The sequence below is a fragment of the Streptomyces sp. NPDC094448 genome (assembly GCF_044763775.1).
GTDB lineage: Bacteria > Actinomycetota > Actinomycetes > Streptomycetales > Streptomycetaceae > Streptomyces.
Window position 1 is genome coordinate 359,307 of sequence record NZ_JBIWGU010000006.1, and the last position, 20,070, is coordinate 379,376.

At 71.4% G+C, this 20,070-nt stretch carries 15 protein-coding genes; 3 read left to right on the top strand and 12 right to left on the bottom strand.

Annotated features, from left to right (window positions below; translation table 11 throughout):
• Positions 1-8 precede the first annotated feature (8 nt).
• The 5 genes from fxsT to ACIQ9E_RS14630 form a co-directional block, all read right to left on the bottom strand.
• Positions 9-3,950, bottom strand: a complete 3,942-nt coding sequence (gene fxsT / locus ACIQ9E_RS14610) for an FxSxx-COOH system tetratricopeptide repeat protein (RefSeq protein ID WP_403706727.1) — start codon at positions 3,948-3,950, stop codon at positions 9-11.
• Complete coding sequence (locus tag ACIQ9E_RS14615) at positions 3,934-5,268, bottom strand: TIR-like protein FxsC (RefSeq protein WP_403706730.1); 1,335 nt, start codon at positions 5,266-5,268, stop codon at positions 3,934-3,936. Before ACIQ9E_RS14615 ends, fxsT begins: the two co-directional genes overlap by 17 nt.
• 112 nt (positions 5,269-5,380) lie before the next feature.
• On the bottom strand, positions 5,381-6,145 hold the full coding sequence (locus ACIQ9E_RS14620) for an aminoglycoside N(3)-acetyltransferase (protein WP_403706732.1): 765 nt from the start codon (positions 6,143-6,145) through the stop codon (positions 5,381-5,383).
• Positions 6,138-8,417 carry a radical SAM/SPASM protein FxsBH, inactivated beta-hydroxylase extension form gene (gene fxsBH, locus ACIQ9E_RS14625; RefSeq protein ID WP_403706734.1) on the bottom strand — a complete coding sequence of 760 codons (2,280 nt, stop codon included), beginning with the start codon at positions 8,415-8,417 and terminating at the stop codon, positions 6,138-6,140. The genes ACIQ9E_RS14620 and fxsBH overlap by 8 nt, the downstream gene beginning before the upstream one ends.
• 78 nt (positions 8,418-8,495) lie before the next feature.
• Positions 8,496-8,642 (bottom strand): hypothetical protein, encoded by a 147-nt coding sequence (locus ACIQ9E_RS14630; RefSeq protein ID WP_403706736.1) that lies wholly within the window; start codon positions 8,640-8,642, stop codon positions 8,496-8,498.
• A 237-nt stretch (positions 8,643-8,879) separates the two neighbouring features.
• Between ACIQ9E_RS14630 and ACIQ9E_RS14635 the strand changes: the two genes are divergently transcribed.
• Entirely contained in the window at positions 8,880-9,809 is a 930-nt protein-coding gene (locus ACIQ9E_RS14635) for a DUF4231 domain-containing protein (RefSeq protein ID WP_403706738.1), read from the top strand.
• Between the two features lie 45 nt (positions 9,810-9,854).
• Here the strand turns inward: ACIQ9E_RS14635 and ACIQ9E_RS14640 are convergent, their stop codons facing one another.
• From ACIQ9E_RS14640 to ACIQ9E_RS14650, 3 genes are all read right to left on the bottom strand, one after another.
• Positions 9,855-10,331, bottom strand: coding sequence for a hypothetical protein (locus tag ACIQ9E_RS14640; protein ID WP_403706740.1), 477 nt, complete (start codon positions 10,329-10,331; stop codon positions 9,855-9,857).
• A gap of 230 nt (positions 10,332-10,561) precedes the next feature.
• Positions 10,562-11,422, bottom strand: coding sequence for a DUF1684 domain-containing protein (locus ACIQ9E_RS14645; RefSeq protein ID WP_403706742.1), 861 nt, complete (start codon positions 11,420-11,422; stop codon positions 10,562-10,564).
• A 132-nt stretch (positions 11,423-11,554) separates the two neighbouring features.
• Positions 11,555-12,850, bottom strand: coding sequence for a DUF5685 family protein (locus tag ACIQ9E_RS14650; RefSeq protein WP_403706744.1), 1,296 nt, complete (start codon positions 12,848-12,850; stop codon positions 11,555-11,557).
• 305 nt (positions 12,851-13,155) lie between these two features.
• Here ACIQ9E_RS14650 and ACIQ9E_RS14655 point away from each other — a divergent pair, with 305 nt between their 5' ends.
• Complete coding sequence (locus tag ACIQ9E_RS14655; protein ID WP_403706747.1) at positions 13,156-13,605, top strand: cell division protein SepF; 450 nt, start codon at positions 13,156-13,158, stop codon at positions 13,603-13,605.
• Between the two features lie 130 nt (positions 13,606-13,735).
• On the opposite strand, the gene ACIQ9E_RS14660 is transcribed toward ACIQ9E_RS14655, so the two are convergent.
• Both ACIQ9E_RS14660 and ACIQ9E_RS14665 read right to left on the bottom strand, forming a co-directional pair.
• Positions 13,736-14,926 carry an acyl-CoA dehydrogenase family protein gene (locus tag ACIQ9E_RS14660; protein WP_403706750.1) on the bottom strand — a complete coding sequence of 397 codons (1,191 nt, stop codon included), beginning with the start codon at positions 14,924-14,926 and terminating at the stop codon, positions 13,736-13,738.
• A gap of 117 nt (positions 14,927-15,043) precedes the next feature.
• Positions 15,044-16,711, bottom strand: a complete 1,668-nt coding sequence (locus ACIQ9E_RS14665) for an MFS transporter (RefSeq protein ID WP_403706752.1) — start codon at positions 16,709-16,711, stop codon at positions 15,044-15,046.
• A 467-nt stretch (positions 16,712-17,178) separates the two neighbouring features.
• On the opposite strand from ACIQ9E_RS14665, the gene ACIQ9E_RS14670 reads away from it, so the two are divergent.
• Positions 17,179-18,186 (top strand): phosphatase PAP2 family protein, encoded by a 1,008-nt coding sequence (locus tag ACIQ9E_RS14670; RefSeq protein ID WP_403706754.1) that lies wholly within the window; start codon positions 17,179-17,181, stop codon positions 18,184-18,186.
• A 165-nt stretch (positions 18,187-18,351) separates the two neighbouring features.
• Here ACIQ9E_RS14670 and ACIQ9E_RS14675 read toward each other — a convergent pair whose 3' ends face one another.
• Both ACIQ9E_RS14675 and ACIQ9E_RS14680 read right to left on the bottom strand, forming a co-directional pair.
• Positions 18,352-18,567, bottom strand: coding sequence for an I78 family peptidase inhibitor (locus ACIQ9E_RS14675; RefSeq protein ID WP_403706756.1), 216 nt, complete (start codon positions 18,565-18,567; stop codon positions 18,352-18,354).
• Between the two features lie 442 nt (positions 18,568-19,009).
• Positions 19,010-19,966 carry a helix-turn-helix transcriptional regulator gene (locus ACIQ9E_RS14680; protein ID WP_403706758.1) on the bottom strand — a complete coding sequence of 319 codons (957 nt, stop codon included), beginning with the start codon at positions 19,964-19,966 and terminating at the stop codon, positions 19,010-19,012.
• Positions 19,967-20,070 lie beyond the last annotated feature (104 nt).

The following is a 20,070-nucleotide window of genomic DNA, read 5'->3' on the forward strand; positions in this document are numbered from 1 at the left end:
CGTCGCGCTCAGACCGCGAGCGGCTCCAGATCGCGGTGCACCCGCCGCTCGTCGCGGGCGATCCGGGTCAGCGCATGGTCGTCCCCGAGCTGCCGGCCCAGCTCCTCCACGGTCTCGGCCCGCAGTACGGCGGATTCGTCCTTGCGGCCCAGCATGCCGAGGGTGACCGCGAGGTTGGAGGCGACCGCCAGCACCTCGGGGTGGTGCGGTCCGAGGACCTCCCGCAGCCGGCTCACCGTCCGCTGTTCGATCTGGAGGGCCTCCTCCAGATTGCCGAGGTCCGCCAGGGCGTTGGCGAGGTTGATGGTGCTGAACAGGGAGTGCGGATGGCTGTCCCCGAGGACGGCGCTCATCCTCCGTACCACCTGCACCAGCAGTTGTTCCGCGGTCTCGGGATCGCCGCAGCCCCAGTGGAAGATGCCCAGGTTGTTGATGGCGGCCAGGGTGTACGGATGCTTCTCCCCCGGCACCACCATGTACTGGTCGACGACCTCCTGCGCCAGATCCCGGGCCGCCACCGGCTCCCCGGCGGCGAACAGGTCCGCCGCCAGATTGAGGTCGCAGGCGAGGGAGTCCGGATTGGCCGAGGAGTACTGCGAGCGGTAGCGGTTGCGAGTGGCCGTGGTCAGCCGCCGCGCATCCTCCAGCTGACCGGCCCGCCGCAGCGACACCGCGAGGGACTTCGCGGCCGCCAGGGTGCCCGGGAAGGTCCGCCCCAGCTGCTGCTTCAGCAGATCGTAGGTGCGGGCCAGCAGGACCACCGAATCCTCGTAGCGGCCGACCTCCCGCAGATCCCGGGCGAGCGACGCGGCCGAGGAGAGGGTGTACGGGTGGAGCGGCCCGAGGACCTCCGTACGCCGGTCGAACACGTCCTGGTCCAGCTCCCGGGCCCGCGCGTACTGGCCGACCATCCGCAGGTTCAGCGCCAGGTTGTTCGCCGCCGCCAGGGTCCTCGGGTGGGATTCGTGGAAGATCTGGCTGAAGCCCTCGTGCGCCTCGGTCGCCAGCTCCATCGCCTGCCCGTACTGCCCCAGCGTGCCGAGGTCCATCGCAAGGCCGCTGGTGGTCATGTACGTATGCGGATGCGTTTCGCCCAGCACCTCGCGCTGCCGCTCCAGCGTCACCTCGTCCAGTTCCTTCGCCTCCACATAACGGCCCTGGGAACGGAGGATGTTGGAGAGGTGGAAGCGGAGATAGAGGTACTGGTAGTCGTTGTTGCCCAGCATCTCGCGCCAGGTCTCGCGGACCTCGGTGGCGATGGCCAGCGCCGACTCCCAGTCACCGCGCTTCCAGAGGTAGCGGACCCGGTCGATCAGCAGCCTGCGGGTCTCCGGCTCCCGGCAGTTCCGCGCCTCCGACGTGGCCAGATGCGGCCAGATGGTGGCGAACTGCGGCCAGGTGGAGGGGTTGTCGATGGGCTCGTCGTCGTCGGGGCGGGCACCGGCCAGCACCTGGTGGACGGCGTGCCGCGCCTTCTGCTGCTCCTCGTCGCTGAGCTGGGCCCTGATCACGGCCTGCACCAGCCGGTGGACCTGGATGCTGTTGTTGACCTGGTCCACCTTGGCCAGGGCGAACCGTCCGATCTCCCGGATCACCCGGCCCAGGACCAGCTTCTCCTGGAGGGAGGCGTCGTACGGCTTGAGCGCGTCGATCATCTCCTTGCTGTACAGCAGGTTCGCCGAGATGGGCTCGGGCGCGAAGAAGGCACAGAGCTGGAGGAGGCGCACCGCGGCGGGCGACCGCTCCTTGAGCCGTTCGATGGAGACGTTCCAGGTCGCGGCGACCGGCTGCGGATAGTCCAGGGGCTGGTTGAGCGCCAGCACGCTGGTGGTCTGCTCCTTCAGCTGCTCCAGATATTCGGCCACCGGGGCCACGGTCTCCGCGATCCAGGCCGCCGCCTGTTCGACGGCGAGCGGCAGATCGCCGACGGCCATGGCGACCTGGTCGGCGTCGTCGATGCTCAGTCCGCGGGCCCGGCGCTGGAGGTGTTCGACGGACTCCTCGCGGGTGAAGACGTCGATGGGCAGCGCGTCGCCGTACTGCGACCAGGTCTGATTCCGGGAGGTGACCAGGATGTGCCCGGGGCCCTGGGGCGGGAAGAACCGCTTCAGCTGCTCGGGGTCGTCCGCGTTGTCGAAGACCAGCAGCCAGCGGGTCGACGGCACCCCGCGCCGCAGCAGGTCGATCGCCTCGCGGGAGGCGGCCGCCATGTCCTCGCCGGACTGCGCCCCGAGCCGCCCGGCGAGTTCGGCGAGGCTGGCGACGACATCGTCGACCTGCTCCGCGGAGATCCACCACACCAGGTCGTAGTCGGCCATGAACCGGTGGACGTACTCGATGGCCACCTGGGTCTTGCCGACACCGCCCAGACCGTAGATCGTCTGCGGCTGGGGCAGCACCGCCGCCACCGACATCCCGCCGCCGAGCTGGTCCCGCATCCGCTCCAGAACGACGGCCCGCCCGGTGAAGCCGGAGTTGCGCGGCGGGGCGTTCCAGATCTTGGGGACGGTGCCCGGGAACCGCGGGCCGGGCGCCGAAGTGTCGGGCAGCTGCACCGGGCGGTCCAGCGCCCGCAGCAGGGAGCTGGTGGCCTGCACCTCGTCGAGCCGGAACAGGTCGACAGGGTTGCGGTCGATATACGGGGTGGTCAGCCGGACGTCACCGACCCGGATGGGCAGCAGATACTGCCGGCCGCCCCCGGGGTCGTCGGCCACCGCCCGGGACCAGACCTCCACCGCCCTGCTGGACTTCAGATACGCGGCGGAGAGCAGCACCACCGTACGCGCAGCGTTCTCCGGGGTGATCCCGGTCTCGCCGGATTCGCGCTCCACCGAGACGTCCCGCGGCACCACCCGGAAACCGGCCCGGGTGAGCAGCGACTCGATCCAGTCGGCCCACATCCGGTTCTCCGCCACATAGCTGAGGAAGAGATCGGCGGGGAGCGCGGGGCGGCGGCGGGTGAAGGCGTCCTTGATGCGCAGCCGGATGTCCTCACCGACGGTCGGCATGGCGGTGACATCGTGCTCGGTGATCACCGAGGTGAGCCGTTCGAAGGCGGAGAGCAGCGAATTGGTCAGACCTGCCTCGTCGCCGAAGGTGGCGAGGGTCTCCTCGTAGGCGTAGTAGGGGCGGTACGGGATCTCCACCGCGCCCCAGTAGGAGGTCAGTTCATCCCCGGCGAGGCCGCTGGGCAGCCGGTCGAACTTGACCCGCGCCAGCGCCCGTCCGGCATCGGCCTTCTCCTTCTCGCCCTCGTCGATCCGCATCGGCACCGGGTAGATCTTGATGTTCCGGCCGCCGTAGCGTTCGTCGATCTGCCGGGCGACGGATGCCGCGCCGTCGATGGACTGGTCGCTGAGGGTGAAGCAGTCGACGAGGATATCGGGGAGGTGGACGGTGCAGATATCGGCGATATCGGAGAGGCCGGTGCGGCTGTCGATGAGGACGTAGTCGTAGTTGGCCTTCATATCGTCGCGCAGCGCGTCGAAGAAGAGGCCGCCGCCGAGCCGGTCGTAGAAGTTGTCCCAGTCGAAGGTGGAGACGGTCGCCGAGTACTCCCGGTTCTGCCGGCCCGCGGAGACGAAGTCGAGCGTGCCGTCGTCGGGGAACTCCCAGCCGAGGATCTCGGGGGTGAGGGAGACCGCGTGCGGCTGGATCCGGGCGTAGTCGCGGTGCCAGTCGTCGCGGCGTGCGGTGTCGGGGGTGATCGCGGCCCAGGCGTACTCCGTGATCAGGTCGATGACACCGGTGGTGGCTCCGAGGGTGGAGGGGTCGAGAAAGGGATGGAAGAAGCGGTGGAGTCCGGGCGCTTCGAGGTCCCAGTCGACGGCGAGCACCCGCTTGCCGTTGGCCGCGAGGATCCACGCCGTGTTGGCCAGGGCCATCGTGCGGCCCGTGCCGCCCTTGTACGAGTAGAAGGTGACGATGCGTCCGTCACGACTGGCTGTCATCCGTGTCCTCCGCATCGTGGGCAGTTCCACGCAACGTGTCCGGGACGTACTGGGTGGTGCCGTAGTCGGCCATCGGGCCGCGGAGTCTGGGGCGTTCGCCGCGGGCGGCCCCGGGGGGTGGTGCGGGTGGATAGACCTCCGCATGGCGCAGAAACTCCTGCGCCGAGGCCTCCACGACCTGGGGCAGGATCTGGCCGAAGGCTTCGATGCTGAAGACGCCCCGGGCAGCCGCCCGGCAGGCGGGCCGGCCGTGGTTCATCGCATGGGGCATGGTCCGTTCCAGCCGTTCGGCGAGTTCCGCCTCGGAGTGGCGGCTCTGGGGATCGTCGCGGTTCCAGGGGACGACCACCGTGACCCAGGGGCGGGGGGTGGCGTCGAAGGCTGCCAGCCGGGTGCAGCGCCGGTCGTCGACCAGCGCCCAGCGGTCGACGACCAGGATCTCCGGGCGGGCGGGCGGCTGCGTCGCATCGGGCAGCGGCTCGTGGTCGAAGGAGGAGACCGTGGCCTGGTAGTCGAGGGAGCGGACCAGTTCCTGGGCCATGGAGGCGAGCGGCCGGGCGGAGTCCGGATGGTACGGGTTCCAGTCCTGCGACAGTTTTCCGTAGTAGTCGGGGGCGCGGCCCTCGGGAAGGTCGTGATGGGTGGGGGCGGCCACGGTGAGGTGCATGGGCCGCGGTCCGCCGGGCCGGCCGAAGGCGCTGGGCGCGTGGCGGTAGTCGACGGGGCTGCCGGGAGTGACCCGGGTGGAGGCGGCGACGGCGACAATACGCTTGGCGAGTTCATAGACCGCGGCCTCGTACTCCTCGGTGAGTATCTTGAGTTTGATCAGCCCGTAGAGCCCGTCGCTCACATAGCGGTCGCCGAAGGCACGGTGGTTGAACTGGAGCCGTTCGGCGGGGCCCGGAAGTTGTTCGGGCGGCACCGGAACCCAGAGCGCGGGCACGATCGCCTCCGCCGGGCGGTTGCTCTTCGTCTGGTGGTAGATCGCCCGCTGGGCAAATGCGTACCACTCCTTTCCACACATCTCGCTGGCGAAATAGCGGGGCGAGAAGAGCGGAACGAACACCCGGCAGTTCGCCAGTACATCGCCCAGCCGTTCGGACCATCCCTCGCCCGAGCGGATCTCCCGGTCCATGAAGCCCGCCGGAGCACCGGCGGGCAGATCGGTCATCGCCATCACATGACTGCAGAGTTCGCGGAAGAGCCGCTCCACCCACATATCCGGGTCGGGGCCCCCCGCCCCGTACCGCGGTGTATGGGCATAACTCAAGAAGAAGTACGGCCGATGGTCCGCCGTACGTTGCGCTGTTTCCGACACACGACCCCCGTCCTGTGTGAACGCCCGCCCTCGCGCCCGGCATCGAGGGGAGATGCGGGCGAATTAATCATTCCGGAGCCCGGACACTCCTTCCCCCCTGCAGTTCAGTCAATCAACGCCGCTTTTCAGACATCCAGCGGTCCGCATGACGAACCGCTTCCTTGATCGGGAACAACCGGGTCCGGGCCCCTCCCAGCCGCCCCGTCCGTACCAGTCGGGGAGGGAGATCAGCACCGATCGTGTCAAATTCCGTGTCGTCCAGGACGACATCTTCGTACGTTGTCCATTTCTTACCCCCATCGGGCTGCCGAACCACACAGGAGTAGGGCCTGCGGGGGGCACTCGGGTGGTACTCGGCGAGATGGAAGGCGGTGCATACCGAGAAGTCGACGTTGATCGTCAATACCCGGGCCCCGGCCCGGTGCAGGGCGCCGAGAGGAGAGTCCCAGCCCAGATGGGACGTGAGGGGATGGTGGGCGAGGAGTTCGGCGGCGCGGGCGCCGAGTGCGCTGAACGAGGTCTGCGGATGGGCGCTGCGGACCGCGCCGGGTGCGGTGCGTACGGACTCGGCCAGTCTGCCCATACCCTCACTGGGGGTGACGGCCGGATCGAAGGCGGGCATCCGCTCCCTGAAGTCCCTTACCTGGTCGGCCGACAGGCCGGCGATCCGGTCCAGATGGGCCCGGGAGGTGCTGGAGTTCGCCGGGGTGAAGGCGGGGACGACCAGCGTTCCGCGCGGGCCGAGGGCCTCGACGAGGGCGTCCCGCAGGGCGTCGGCGGCCAAGCCGGTGTTCCGGAGGGCGGCATGGACCAGCAGGGTCGTCCCGGGTTCGACGCCGAGCGCGGCCAGTTCCCCGGTGAGCCCGGGGTCAGCCACGCCCGCCGCCCTCCCCCACGGCCGGTTCCCGTCCGTCCCGGTGCGCTGTCCGCCGTTCGGCGCGGAGCCCGGCCAGCAGGGCGTGCCCGGCCGCGGTCGGCTCCGGTGCCCGCTCCAGGGTCTCCAGGGCGGTCCCGGTCCCGGTCGCGGCGCCGGGGTCGAGGGCGGTGAGCCCGATGCGTACGTACACCTCCTCCAGCAGGACGGATGCGGGTACGGGAGCCGGGGCCCACGGCGAGGGGTGGAGCCACTGGCCGTCCTGGGCGAGCAGCCCGCCCACCCGGTGCAGGGCGCGGAGTTTGGCACGCCGCATCGCCGCCAGCAGCTCCGCCGCGAAGGCCGCCGCGGTGGGCGGCAGGGCGAGGCCGATGGCTCCGTAGGCCGGACCACCGCTCTCCGGGTGACCGGACCGGCGGGGGCCCGGCACCCCGGCGGCCGTCAGGGGGGTGAGGGTGGTGAGGGAGGCGGCCGTCTCCGCGGCCTGCCGGGGCGCGGCGGTGCGCAGCAGCGGCCAGGCTTCGGCGAGCAGCCGGTCCCAGGCCTCGGTCTCGTCGTCGCCGAGCCGGGCCGCGGCGGGGGCTTCGTGGCAGTCGCGGTAGGGGTCGAGGTCGTCCAGGAGCAGCAGGGGGACGCCGTCGTGTCCGCCGACGGTCCGCACGGCCCGCCAGCCGGGGACTTCGGCCCCGTACCGGGGGATCCGTACCGGCGGCCGGTCCGCGGTCTCGACCAGGAAGCCGTCGCCGTCCGGGCGTACGACCGCTTCGGCGGTGCCGTCGAGCGTCAGCTCCCCGAGGGCGGGCAGGCGCAGCACCCCGCCGTCGCAAGGCACCCGTACCGGGGGGCCGGAACCGTCGCGGACGCAGGCGGCGGCGATGTAGGCGGGCAGCCTCCCGGCGAGCGCCATGGCGTCCGGCCGCTCCGCGCGCAGCGCGGCGAGGGTGTCCGCAAGCCAGTTCCGGGTGTACGGATGGCCCCAGAGCCGGTCGAGTACGTCGCCGCTCTCGTCGAGCGCGAGCAGCAGCTCCCAGGCCTCGTCCCAGCCGGGTCCGCCGGCTCCGGCGAGTTCGCCCGTGAGGGTTCCGCTGAGCATCCGGGTGATGTCCTGGTCGTCGGCGAGGAGGGCGCCGGGTTCGGTGGTCGCGAGGGGGACCAGCTCCCCGCCGATACGCCGTTCGACCCCGCGGATCAGGGCTTCGAGGTCGGTGCAGTAGACAGAGGTGTTGTCGAACTCGTTCGCCGTGCGGTAGCGGTGGGTGTAGAGCCCGCCGCCGCAGGAGCGCACCACGGGACAGTCGTGGCAGGTGTCGCTCACCGAGGCGAGCCCGAGCTGGCGGGCCCGGACGCCGGGATGGGCGGCGACCTCGTCGAAGGAGTGGTGCAGTACGTCGAATCCGGTCGCGGCGGCGCCTTCGTAGGCGCTCTTGAGGGAGTCGACCTGTTCCAGGGCTCCGTCGGTCTCCACGACCACCAGATCGGTGGGGGCCAGGCCGAGGGACTCGGTGAGGCTGGGACCGCCCGCGAGGGTGGAGAACACCGATTCGAAGAGCCGGACGGGGACCGGACGGCCCCCGGCGTCCCAGCGGTCGAAGACCGTCAGCAGCCAGTCGGCGTAGGCGGTGGGCGAGCCGTCCGGCCGGGCCGGGGGCTGGTCCCAGGTCGCGTGCGGCAGCAGGAAGTCGATCCGCGGCGGCTCCAGTTCGGCCAGCGCGTCGTAGACGGCGACGGGGTCGTTGGCCACGTCGACGGTGCACAGCAGACCGAGGTAGAGATGGCGGTAGCGGTCCTGACGGAGCAGTTCGACGGCCTTCAGCACGAGGGGGTGGCTGGTGCGCCCGTCGGCGAAACGGCGGTGCCGGTCATTGGCGGCACGGTCGCCGTCGAGGGAGATACCGACCTTGAGGCCGTACTCCGCGAAGAGGTCGAGGTACCGGGGGCTCAGCTGTAAGCCGTTGGTGTGGATACGGAGATCCAGTTCGGCGATGCCGTCCAGCGTCCGGGTCAGTTCCTCGCAGACGCGGCGCAGCCGCGCGGGCCCCGCCAGCAGTGGCTCCCCTCCGTGCAGGATCACTGACACGGAGGGCAGGGCATGGTTTTTGGCATGCTCGGCCAGTCGCAGAGCTGTCCAGGTAATCGCTTCGTCAGAGATTGCCTTCGGGCGGGTCCGCCAGCTCTGATCAGCGTGTTCGTAGATATAGCAGTGGTCGCAGGCGAGATCGCAGCGGCTGTGCACCTTGAGGACGATCTCGCGGAATGGGACCAGCGGTCCTGTCATTCCACCAGTCTAGTGGTGAACGGGCGACAAAGCGGCAGAACCGCAGACCAAACAGACCAAGCAGACCGGGGGGACGACCTAGAGCGAGGAGTTGAACGTGGCGATGCGCACGGGACGTTCGGCGGCCTGAGCGGCCCCCGTCGACTTCTTCACCGCGCCGCGCTCGGACTGCGGCAGGGAGACTCGGTTGCGCTTCGCTGCGGCGAAGGAGGCGGAGATCGTCATGGGGGCCGTCCTTATTGATCTGTGTACATGATCGCGCACGATCTGGCTGTACAGCACGGATAACCAGGCGCCATTGCGGCGCCCGGCGGCACGACTCTACTCTCAAGTCCACCCGCAGCAACTCAGCACGTGAACACTTAACAGTTAGAGTTGCTTCATATTCTGTCAGGAAGACGCGGACGAAGCGATTCCACCTCTCGGGTGAGGGTGACGGCATAACTGCAGACAGGGGGAGGCATGTCCGGCAATCCCGGCCCGGCGGCCGGCATCGTGTTCCGCAATACCGATCTACCTGCGCTTTTCCATCACACGGACGCCGTGGCCATCACCCGCCAGCGCGCGGCGATCGGCTCCGTACGCCGTCAGCTCCTGCTGCTCGTGGTGGGCGCGGCAGCCGCCGCGTTACCCGCCTGGAAGCTCGGTGACACGATCCAACTGGCGGGCTTGATCAGTGCGTTCGCGTACGCCGGGGTGCTGGCGACCGGCATCCGGGCATCGCGCAGCGGGGCGAAGTCCGACTGGCAGCTGAACCGGTCGGCCGCCGAGTTCATCAAATCGATGTGCTGGCGGTATTCCGTGCATGGAACACCTTTTGACGCGCGCTCGGGCGACCCGGACGAATTGTTCGCCCAGCGTCTTGAAGAAGGACTCCGGGAGCTGTCCAAAGTGGGCTGGCGGGACCCCCGGGCGGACCTTCCCGAGGTGGCCGCGGGAGAACTCGTCACCCCCGCCATGCGGAGGCTGCGGGAGCAGCCGTTCGGGCTGCGCCGGGAGACCTACGTCCGCGACCGGCTGATCGAACAGCGGAATTGGTACCACCGCAGTGCGGAGACCTCGCGGCGGGTGGCCCTGGTGTGGTCGGGCACGCTCGCGGTTCTCACGCTGCTGGCGCTCGGCCTCTCCCTGCTGCAGACGTTCTCCGCCGCCGGTTCGGTCGATGCGCTGGGTACCCTCTCCGCCGCTGCGGCGGCCTGTCTGGCCTGGAGCGAGATCCGCCGCCGCCGGCCGCTGATCGCCGCGCACTCGCTGGTGGAGGAGGATCTCGCGGCGATGCATTCGGCGATGGAGACCTCGGTGACGGAAGCGCAGTGGCCTTCGGCGGTGTACGAGACCGAGCGGATCGTGTCCCCCCAGCACACCGACTGGCTGGTCCGGCACCGCAGTTGAACGCGGCCTCCGGGGTTACGGGTCCCGGGGCCGTACGGAAGCCGCTCAGGGGCGCCGGAGGCCGTCCTGCCAGATCACCGTGACCGGCTTCCCGAGGTCGCGCGCGTAGTGGACGATATCGGCCGTCCCGCCGAGGCCGCGGGACGGGCCGCCGTCCCAGACCGCCAGCAGCCGGTCGCAGTTGTCGGCGATATAGGCCCCGGCCGCGTAGTAGGCCTCGTCGGTGGAGTGCCGGAACCCGAGCCGCACCTCCCGGGTCGCGCGGCGCCGGTAGTCGCGGAGGGAGTCCAGGTCGGCGGGGGCGAAGCCGTCCTCGTAGTCCTCGCTGGGGATCACGGCGGTCAGCGCCGCACCGCGTTCCAGCGCAATGCCGGCGAACAGCTGGTCGGCGCCGATCGCCAGGCAGGAGTAGGCCTCCAGCCCCTCCTCCCCCGGACCGAGGGCGGCGAGGAGGCCCGCGCGGATCCGGGCACGTCCCTCCGGGGGGATGATGCGGTGGCCGGTGATACCGATGCGCTCCACTGCCGTACGACCCCCCGTGTCCTGCGACTTCTCTACGCTCCGCCATGGTCTCAGAACACGGCCCGGCGTCGAGACCCCGTCCGGAGGGAGAACGGGCGCACCGGCCGTGGCGGGGGCGGCGCCGGGCGCCTCGGCGCCGCCGGACTCCGCCGGGGGCGACGAAGCGCCCCCGGCCGCAGGTTTGGGACGGGCGGTACGCGGTCGGGGTGCGGGGCCGGGCGGTGCGGCCGTCAGCGGATCAGCGCGCGCCGCTCCCCCGCCGTCACCGGCACCGGCAGGGTGTTGCCAGGCGGCGGAAACGGGCAGATGAAGTGGTCGGCGAAGGCGCAGGGCGGAAGCAGGGCGCGGTTGAAGTCGACCGTGACGGTGCCGTCCGCCGCCGGGGGGCGGGGGCGCAGGAAGCGGAAGCGGTAGCTGGTGTTCCCGCTGTTCCCGCCGTCCGAATCACCGGTGCCGGTGGGGTCGCTGAACACGGCCCACAGGGAGCCGTCGTCCTCGACCGCGACCCGCAGGGTCCGCTCGGCGCCGCCGAGTTCGAAGACGATCTCCCCGTCGAGGCCGAGGCCCCGCTCCGCACCGTCCGCGTTCCGCACCCGCAGCCCGGTCCGCTCCGGATAGGGGAGGTAGCGTCCGGGCAGCACCCAGCGGGGGTGGTAGGGGGTCGTCTCGATTCCGGCGAAGGCCCGCCGGGCGGGGGCGCCGGGATCGAAGTCGCGTACCGCCCAGAGCCCTTCGCGGTGCAGCACCGGAAACCGGCGGGCGCCGTGGCCGGCGCGGGCTTCCCCGATGGGCCCGTGGTCGGCGGTGAGCCGTGCCTCCCCGGTGAACGGGGCGCCGTCGAGGGTCAGCCCGTCGCCGCCGGCCGCCGCGAGCCGTACGGCATCGCCCTCGGCGGTCCACCGCCCGGGCAGACCGGGGATCCGCCCGTCCGGATGGTCGTCCAGCCAGTGGGTGCCGGTGAGGGCGAGGGGTCCGTAGGGACCGGAGACGACCGCGGTGCGGCGTTCGTGCCAGAGCTGCCACTCCGCCGCCGCGCGGGCCTCGTCGGACGGACCGTCACCGGTCCCGGTGTGCTGTACGTGACCGGCCATGCCGGTCACCTTGCCATGCGGGGGCGGGTCGGCACAGGACCGGGGCGTATCGCGCGCCCCGGCGGCCCCCGTGCCGCGCGCGCCCGAGGCTCTTCCGTGCCTCCGCCCGGACGGCGAGGGGCCGGGCGGTCGTCATGAGCCGCCGCAGGGGCAGCAGCATTCGCATTCACAGCAGTCGCAGAGTTCGCAGCAATCGCCGTCGAGACCCTTGCGCCTTCTGCGGGACCAAGGGCCCTCCCAGCTCTCGCGGCAGCAGGGCTGACAGGTGCCGCAGACCAGGAGGGCGGCCCCACAGCCGCCGAGGAAGCTGCGGGGCCCGGGCCGGCCGCCGGGGCCCGGGCCGCCGCCCGATCCGGACGGTGGGTCGCCGTCCCCCCATCCGCCGTCGCCGTTTCCGGAGCCCGCGCTCAGGCGCCCGCCGTACAGGCCACCCCCGCCGTCCGGACTCCCCCCGCCGTCTCCGGAGCCCGCGCTCAGGCGCCCGCCGTACAGGCCACCCCCGCCGTCCGGACTCCCGGCCCCCGGCCCGGAGCCGGGCGCCGAAGCCCGTCCCTCGTGGCGGTGCGTACAGGAGGCCGTCCCGAAAGTCCGGTCCACCGCCACCGCCAGTTCATGGGCGAGCAGCACATGGACCAGCCGGTGGTCGGTGAACTCGGCTTCGCGCAGGGCCAGCCGTACACCGTGGACCGCGTCGTCGGCGAGCCTGCGGGCCTCGGCCCGTGAGGTGCCGGTCGCGGTCAGCGGGTTCCAGGCGCCCGACGCCGCGTCCTGCTCCTGGTCCTCGACGGCATCCAGGAGATGGGCGAGCCGGCCGAAGAACTTCCCGGCCTCGGCCAGCGGCCCGGTGTTCCCCGGCCGTCCGGCGAGGACGGCGGTGTGGGCGAAGGCGGCCGCGGTGGCCGTCTCGGTGGGCTCGGTGACGGTGAGCAGGGATGTCCCGGGCCCGGCGGACGCCTCCAGCCCGGTCTGCCGGTCGACGGCGTCGAGCAGGACTGCGGTGTCGAAACCCAGTGCGGAGCCGGTACGGGTACCGGCCCGGTCCCAGCCCGCGGCCACCCGGCGGGCGGCCGCGGCCAGCGGACGGCGGGCCAGCAGGCCGTCCCGGTCGGTGACATGGTCGCGTACCTTCGCCGATGCCAGCACCAGGGAGACGGCCGCGGCCAGCTTCGCCCCCTCGCCCCGGGCCACCGGAGCGGTGCGCATACCGCGCAGCGGGCAGGGTCCCGCGATACGGCGCGCGCCGGGCGCACGTTCGGACTGAGCCTCCGTCAGAACCGAGATGATCAACCCGTCGTAGTTGGTCACCACCCGGGCGAGCTGCCCGTGATCGGCGCGGAGCGCGAGGCAGAGGCCGCACAGATGCGCCATCCACTCGGCTCTGAGCCCCTCGGTCAAACGATGGGCACAAGGCCTGACAATCCCGAACAAAACATCCCCCCATGCGGCCGTTCAGCGGCGGTTGTCATACCGCCCGGGCATGCTGGTCACACGCCTGTACGACCTCGGATGGTTCCCGGCGTCACCCATCCGGCTCGACTTTCATATTTTGAGCAGATCATGCGCCTTATTCGGGAAGGAACCTGACGAACCGCCACAAGTTCTGCACCAGTAACGTCACGAATCCCCTGTGCTGCGGCAATCCACGTGGCACCCGGTCCGCATGATGGACGACCATAGGGGCAGGGACGACAACAGACCGCCGAGACGGCGGACCACGGAGAAAGGAGGCGTCGATGGGATCTGTTCGCAAGGCGAGCGCCTGGCTGGGCCTCGTCGAGGACCACGACGACCGCTACTACGCCGACGGCTACGACGGCGAGTACGCCGAGAGCGCCGAGACCGGCGAGGTCTGGGCCACCGACCCGCGGGTCAGAGTCGCCTCCGAATCCGTTGCCCAGGACGACAGCCGCCGGATCGCGACCGTCTCCCCCACCTGCTTCCGGGACGCCCGGGGCATCGGCGAGCTGTTCCGCGACGGCGTCCCCGTGATCATCAACCTGACGTCGCTGGAGTCCGCCGACGCCAAGCGCGTGGTGGACTTCGCCGCCGGCCTGACGTTCGGGCTGCGGGGGTCCATCGACCGGATCGCGACCCGGGTCTTTCTGCTGAGCCCCTCGGACACCCGCGTCGTCAACGGCGAGGGCCCGGGCCGGGCCCAGGACGGCTTCTTCAACCAGAGCTGAGCGGGTGCGGCGCGCCATCGGTCCGCCGCACTCGCTCGGTCGGCCGCCCCTTCCTCCGAGAAGCCCGTCGAGCGCCCTCCCCGCCCCCTGCCCCTGCCCCTTCTTGTTTCTCCGTTTCTCCGTTTCTCCGTCACCGGAAGGCGTCCTGTCCGGTGAGCGCCTTCCCCAGCACGAGCTGGTGCATCTCCACCGTGCCCTCGTAGGTGAGCACGGACTCCAGATTGGTCGCGTGCCGCATCACCGGGTACTCCAGCGAGATACCGTTCGCCCCGAGGATCGTGCGCGCGGTGCGGCAGATGTCGATGGCCTCGCGGACGTTGTTGAGCTTCCCGAAACTGACCTGCTCGGGACGGAGCCGCCCGGCGTCCATCCGGCGCCCCAGATGATGGGCGAGCAGCAGCCCCTTGTGCAGCTCCACCGCCATATCGGCCAGCTTGGCCTGGGTGAGCTGGAAGCCGCCGATCGGCCGGCCGAACTGCTCCCGGGTACGGGAGTACGCGAGCGCGGCGGCGAAACTCGACCGGGCCGCGCCCATCGCCCCCCAGACGATGCCGTAGCGGGCGTGGTGGAGACAGCCCAGCGGCGCGCGCAGCCCGTCCGCCCCGGGCAGGACGGCATCGGCGGGCAGTCGCACCCCGTCGAGCACCAGCTCGCTGGTGACACTGGCCCGCAGCGACCATTTGTGATGGATCTCCGGGGCGGTGAAGCCCGGGGTCCCGGCCGGCACCAGGAAACCGCGGATCCCCTCGTCCGTACCCGCCCAGACGACGGCCACCCCGGCGACGGAGCCGTTGGTGATCCACATCTTGCGGCCGTCGAGCACCCAGTCGGAGCCGTCCCGCCGGGCCCGGGTGCGCATTCCCGCCGGATCGGAGCCGTGGTCGGGTTCGGTGAGCCCGAAGCAGCCGATGGTCTCCCCGGCCGCCATTCCGGGCAGCCAGCGCTCCCGCTGCTCCTCGGAGCCGTAGCGGTGGATCGCGTACATGGCGAGCGACCCCTGGACGGAGACGAGGGAGCGGATACCGGAGTCGGCGGCCTCCAGTTCGAGGCAGGCGAGTCCGTACTGCACGGCGCTCGCACCCGTACAGCCGTAGCCGGTGAGGGTCATCCCGAGGGCGCCGATCGACCCCAGCTCCCGGGCCAGCTCCCGGATGCCGGGCAGCCGTCCCTGTTCGTACCACTCGGCGATATGCGGCAGGATCCGCGCGGCGGCCCAGTCCCGCATGGCGTCGCGGACGCCCAGTTCGTCGGGGGCGAGCAGTTCGTCGAGGCCCAGGGGGTCGTCCGGGTCGAAGGGAGCGGGCTTCGCGGGCACGGTCATGGCGGCAACCTCCGGGCGCTCGTCGGCGGGCGGCGGCCCGGGGCGGGCTGCCGCCGTATCGAAAACTAGCAGCGGTAGGCCGGGAGGGGGCGGCAGTCCGGCCCCGGGGGTCCGGGCTCAGCTCCGGTGCGCCACCTCGCGGCCCGGACCCCGGCTCGGCGGTACGGACGCCGCACGGGTCCGGTCTGCGGTCGTGGGGTGCTCACCGGGCCCGCGGTCCGGCTGCGGGCAGGCGGGCTCCGCACTCTCCGCGCCGCACATGGTCCTCGGCAGCCGGAGCGCCGCCAGCGCGCCCATCAGCAGCAGCGCGGCGCTGACCAGGAGCGTCACATGCAGTCCGCGGACGAAGGAGTCCCGGGCGGTGGCCCGCAGCAGCTCCCCCGCGGCACCGCCGAGCCGGTCGGCGACCTGCTGGGCCTCACCGAGGGAGTGCGCCGCGTCCTCGGCGGCGGCCCGGGGCACTCCGGGGAGCCCGCCGAAGCCGGTGGCGTACGCGGCGTTCATCACGCTGCCCAGCAGGGCGATGCCCATTCCGGCGCCGAGCTGGTACGAGGTCTCACCGATGGCGGCCGCGCCGCCCGCATGCTCCTGGGGCGCTTCGCTCAGCATCGACTCGTAGGAAGCGAAGAGGGTGGTCTGGAGGCCGAATCCGAGCAGGACGAATCCGGCGGTGAGCAGGACGGGCCGGTCGTGCTCGCCCATCAGCGTCAGCAGCAGCACCGCGCCGGCGGTCAGCACGAAACCGCCGCCCGCCATCAGCCGCGGGCCGATCCGCCGGAGGGTGTACGAGCCGGTGGCACCCGCCGCCATGGCCGCGAAGGTCAGCGGCAGCAGCCGCAACCCGGTCTCGAGCGGGCTCAGCCCGAGCACGAGCTGGAGGTACTGGACGGCGATGAGTTGCAGACCGACCAGCGCCAGCATGCACAGCACGATGCAGCCGACGGAGGTGGAGAAGGCGGGCGCGGCGAACATCCGGACGTCGATCAGCGGATGGCGCAGCCGCCGCTGCCGCCGGGTGAAGAGCGCCAGCAGGGCGGCACCGGCCAGCAGCGGGAGGACGGTGGCGGGGTCGAAGGGGTCGTGGCCGACTCCGAGCCGCTTCACTCCGAGGACCACACCGAGCACACCGCCCGCGGCCGTCAGCGCCCCCAGGACGTCCCAGGGGCCGCCGAGATCGCCCCGGGACTCCGGCAGCAGCCTGGCACCCAGCGGCAGGATCAGCACCATCAGCGGGATGTTGATCAGGAAGACCGAACCCCACCAGAAGTGTTCGATCAGAAAGCCGCCGAGGACGGGCCCGGTCGCCGCGCCCACGGCGGCGACCGCCGTCCAGATGCCGATGGCGGTGGCCCGCTCCCGCCGGTCGGGGAAGACGGACCGGAGCACGGAGAGCGTGGCCGGCATGATCATCGCGCCGCCGACGCCCAGCAGGACCCGGGCGCCGATCAGCAGGGCGGGGGTGTCGGCACAGGCGGCGAGCGCGGAGGCCGCGCCGAAGATCCCGTAGCCGATGAGCAGCACCCGGCGCCGGCCGACGCGGTCGCCGAGGGTACCGAAGAGGATCAGGAGCGCGGCGCAGACCAGCGGATAGGCGTCCACGATCCACAGCAGTTCGACACCGGTGGGGCGGAGGTCCTCGGTGACGGCGGGTACGGCGACATGCAGCACGGTCGCGTCCACGGCGACCAGCAGCAGGCTGACGCAGAGGACCAGCAGGACGACCCAGCGGTCTGCTCCGCCGTCCGCGGTGCGCAGTCGCGCCACGGCACCGGTCGTCCCTGCCATGCCTTCTACCTCCAGTGATTCCCTCGCACCCGGCGGGCCCGGCCGCCCGGGAGACGGGGACGATCCCAGCGGCGTTCCGGCATCGGCGTACGAGTGAGCCGCAAGCGTACGCGAGTTCAGGTCACCGGCGCGTGGTCCCGCTCTCAACCGGGCGCACGCCGGGGTGTGGCGTGCGCCACCCTCGCCCGCGGTTCCCGTATGAGAAAAAATTCATACGGCTATGCGATGAACGCAATTGGGGGCGGGCGGTCGCGAAAGGGCTTTCCGGTTGACCGGGGCCGGGCAAAACTGTCCGGGTCGGCGGGCAAACGGTGGACAGCTCCCGGGCATTACGCCACGGCTGTTCCGGGATTTCCCGAATGAGCCGTCTTAAATTCGGCGTCAGGAGACATAGTCCACATCACATGGTCATCACGAACCCGTCGGATCGGCCGGGTCACTCACTCACTCCCTGTAACGTCGATAGGGTGCGTACCGACATCTTCGCCCGACTGGACCGGGAGCCGGAACCACCGAAGATAGAGATCCCGCGGATGAGCCGCACCCGTCTCGCCCTCTTCGGCGGAACGGCTGCCTTCTACACGGCTATCGTCGTGGCCGTGCTGGTGCCCACCTGGCTGGTGACCATCGACTGGAAAGTGATGCTCTTCCGGCCGTACCAGCAGTGGCCGGAGCTGCACGCATGGCTGGACTACTTCGTCGTCCTCGGCCAGCGGGGTCCCACGGCGGTCATGGTCGCCGCGTGGCTCGGCTGGCGCTCCTGGCGCATGCACACCCTGCGGCCGATGCTGGTGCTCGGCGCCGCGCTGCTGCTGCTCAATGTGACCGTCGGCTCCGTCAAGCTGGGCCTGGGCCGGCTCGGCCCCCACTACGCGACCCAGATCGGTTCGACCGAGATGTTCTCGGGCGGCGATATATTTCCGTCCGGCCACACCGCGAACGCGGTGGTGACCTGGGGGATCCTCGCCTATATGGCGACCACCCCGAGGACCCGCCGCAATCTGTCGGCCCTGTCGGCGACGGTCTCCCTGGGGGTCGGCCTCACCACCGTCTACCTCGGCACGCACTGGCTGAGCGATGTCCTCCTCGGCTGGGCGGCCGGGCTGCTGATCCTGCTGGCCCTGCCGTGGTGCGAACCGCTCATCGCCCGTGCCGAGGCCCGGATCCTCGATCTGCGCGACCGGTGGCGGGCCGGCCGGCTGCCGCCGCCGTCACTGCCGGTGGCCGCGGGCGGCCCCCGGCCGAGCCATGCCCTGCCCAACCCGGGCCGGAGCCGGCCCGTACCCGCGGCGAAGCGCACGCACGGTCCCCGGCCCCCGGTGGTGGGTCTGAGCGCCTCGCTGCTTTCGCCGCCCGCCCGGACGCGGACGGCGAAGCCCGCGGGGCAGCCGGAGGGCGTACCCGCACCGGCACGGCGGTCCGGACGGGAGACGGCGGCGCCGTCGCACGGCAGCCGCACGATGACCGGCGGCTAGGCCGTGTCTGACAAATCCCGTCTGGCCTGCGGGCGGACGACGCTATTTGTCAGACACGGCCTAGGGCTCTCTACCCGGTTCATGCGGATGGTGCGGATCGCGCCGGGCCCGGACAGGGCCCGGCCATCCCCCCACCGGTGCCGGTTCGGCCCCGAGGGTGCCGGCTCAGCCGCGCCAGCAGCGGATCACCGTGCCGTGCTCGACCTCGAAGTTGATCCGGCCGCGCAGATACTCCAGCGTGATGATCGCGCCCGGCGGCAGCGATCTCACGGTGGTCCAGCCCCTCACCCGGGCGCGCCGTTCGGCGGCGTCCGCGCTCAGGCCGACGTACGCCCCGGTGGAATCGTCCGGCTCATCGGACGCATGCGGAACAGGTGCCATGCCCCCACCGTAAGAGGCGCCGGACCAGAACAAAAGCCCGGGGCCGAACGTCCTCCGATACCGGGCCGACCCGCTCCCCCGCTTCCCCGCCGCACCTTTTCCCTACTTCTCCGCTACGGCTCCGGGGTGTTCGCAGCGATGGTTCCCGGCCCTTGAGCAGACCTTGAACTACCCTTGCACAGGCCTTGTACGCACCTTGTACGGGCCTTACCCGGATCCCGTCACCGGCTGCGCTCACGGCGGTCTCCACCCCTCCCCGCGACAGGTGTTCGAGGGAAACCCGGCCCTCCGAACGCGACGTTCGACACCACCCCGCGACAATTCCCAGCGGTGGCCGGCCCAGGTAATTCGGCACCGAATTACCGGAACGGCGGGCGGGGGCGAATTGCCCCGACCCCCACCGCGTTCACATTTCCCTCACACCTTCCGGAACCGGCCGGACTCAGCCGACCGCGCGACCGAGCCGGTCCCGCAGCATCCTGATGTGTTCGACCAGCTCCACCGGTTCGACCACCTCGAAGTCCACACCCATCAGCATCACATGGATCACCATCACCTCCAGGCTGGTCGCTCCGGTGTGCAGCAGGCAGTGGCCGTCGCCGACCGGCTCCACCACCCCGTCCGACGGCGAGATCCGCTCCCGGGCCCGCTCGGCGGACATATGCAGCCTGATCACGGCCTTGGTGGCATAGGCACGGGTCGACAGACCGCGCGACACATAGGCCGCCAGATCCTCGGCGGGCGGGGTGCGTGGGGCGAACCGCGGACCGTGGGGCGGGGTGGGCGCGATCCGGTCCGCCCGGAAGGTGCGCCAGTCCGCCCGGTCGACATCCCAGGCGACGAGGTACCAGCGGCGCTCCGTGCACACCAGCCGGTGCGGTTCGACGGTGCGCCGGGTGGAGGTGCCGCCGTGGTCCTCGTAGCGGAACCGCAGCGTCTCGCCGTCCCGGCAGGCATGGGCGAGTTCCGTGAGGACCGAGGCGTCGAGCCGGGCTCCGGAGGTGCGCAGCAGCGGCACCGTGAAGGCGTTGAGGGCACCGACCCGCCGCCGCAGCCTGCCGGGCAGTACCTGCTCCAGTTTGGCGAGAGCGCGTACGGAACTCTCCCCGATGCCCTCGATGCCCTGGCCGGCGGCGGTGCGCAGCCCGACCGCGACCGCCACCGCCTCGTCGTCGTCGAGGAGCAGCGGCGGCAGCTCGGCGCCCGCCCCGAGCTGGTAGCCGCCGCCGGTCCCGCGGCTGGCGTTGACGGGGTAGCCCAGCTCGCGCAGCCGGTCCACATCGCGGCGGACCGTGCGCGCGGTGACACCGAGCCGCCGGGCCAGATCGGCGCCGGACCACTCGCGGTGGGCCTGGAGCAGCGAGAGCAGGCGCAGCAGTCGTGCGGAGGTCTCCAACATGGCACGCAGTCTGGCAAGACTTGCGGACCGTTCCGGTCCGCAAGGTCCCCGGCCGGCGCTGAACGGGCCGCCGGGCCCCGGCGCAGCGGCCGGGGTGACGAGCC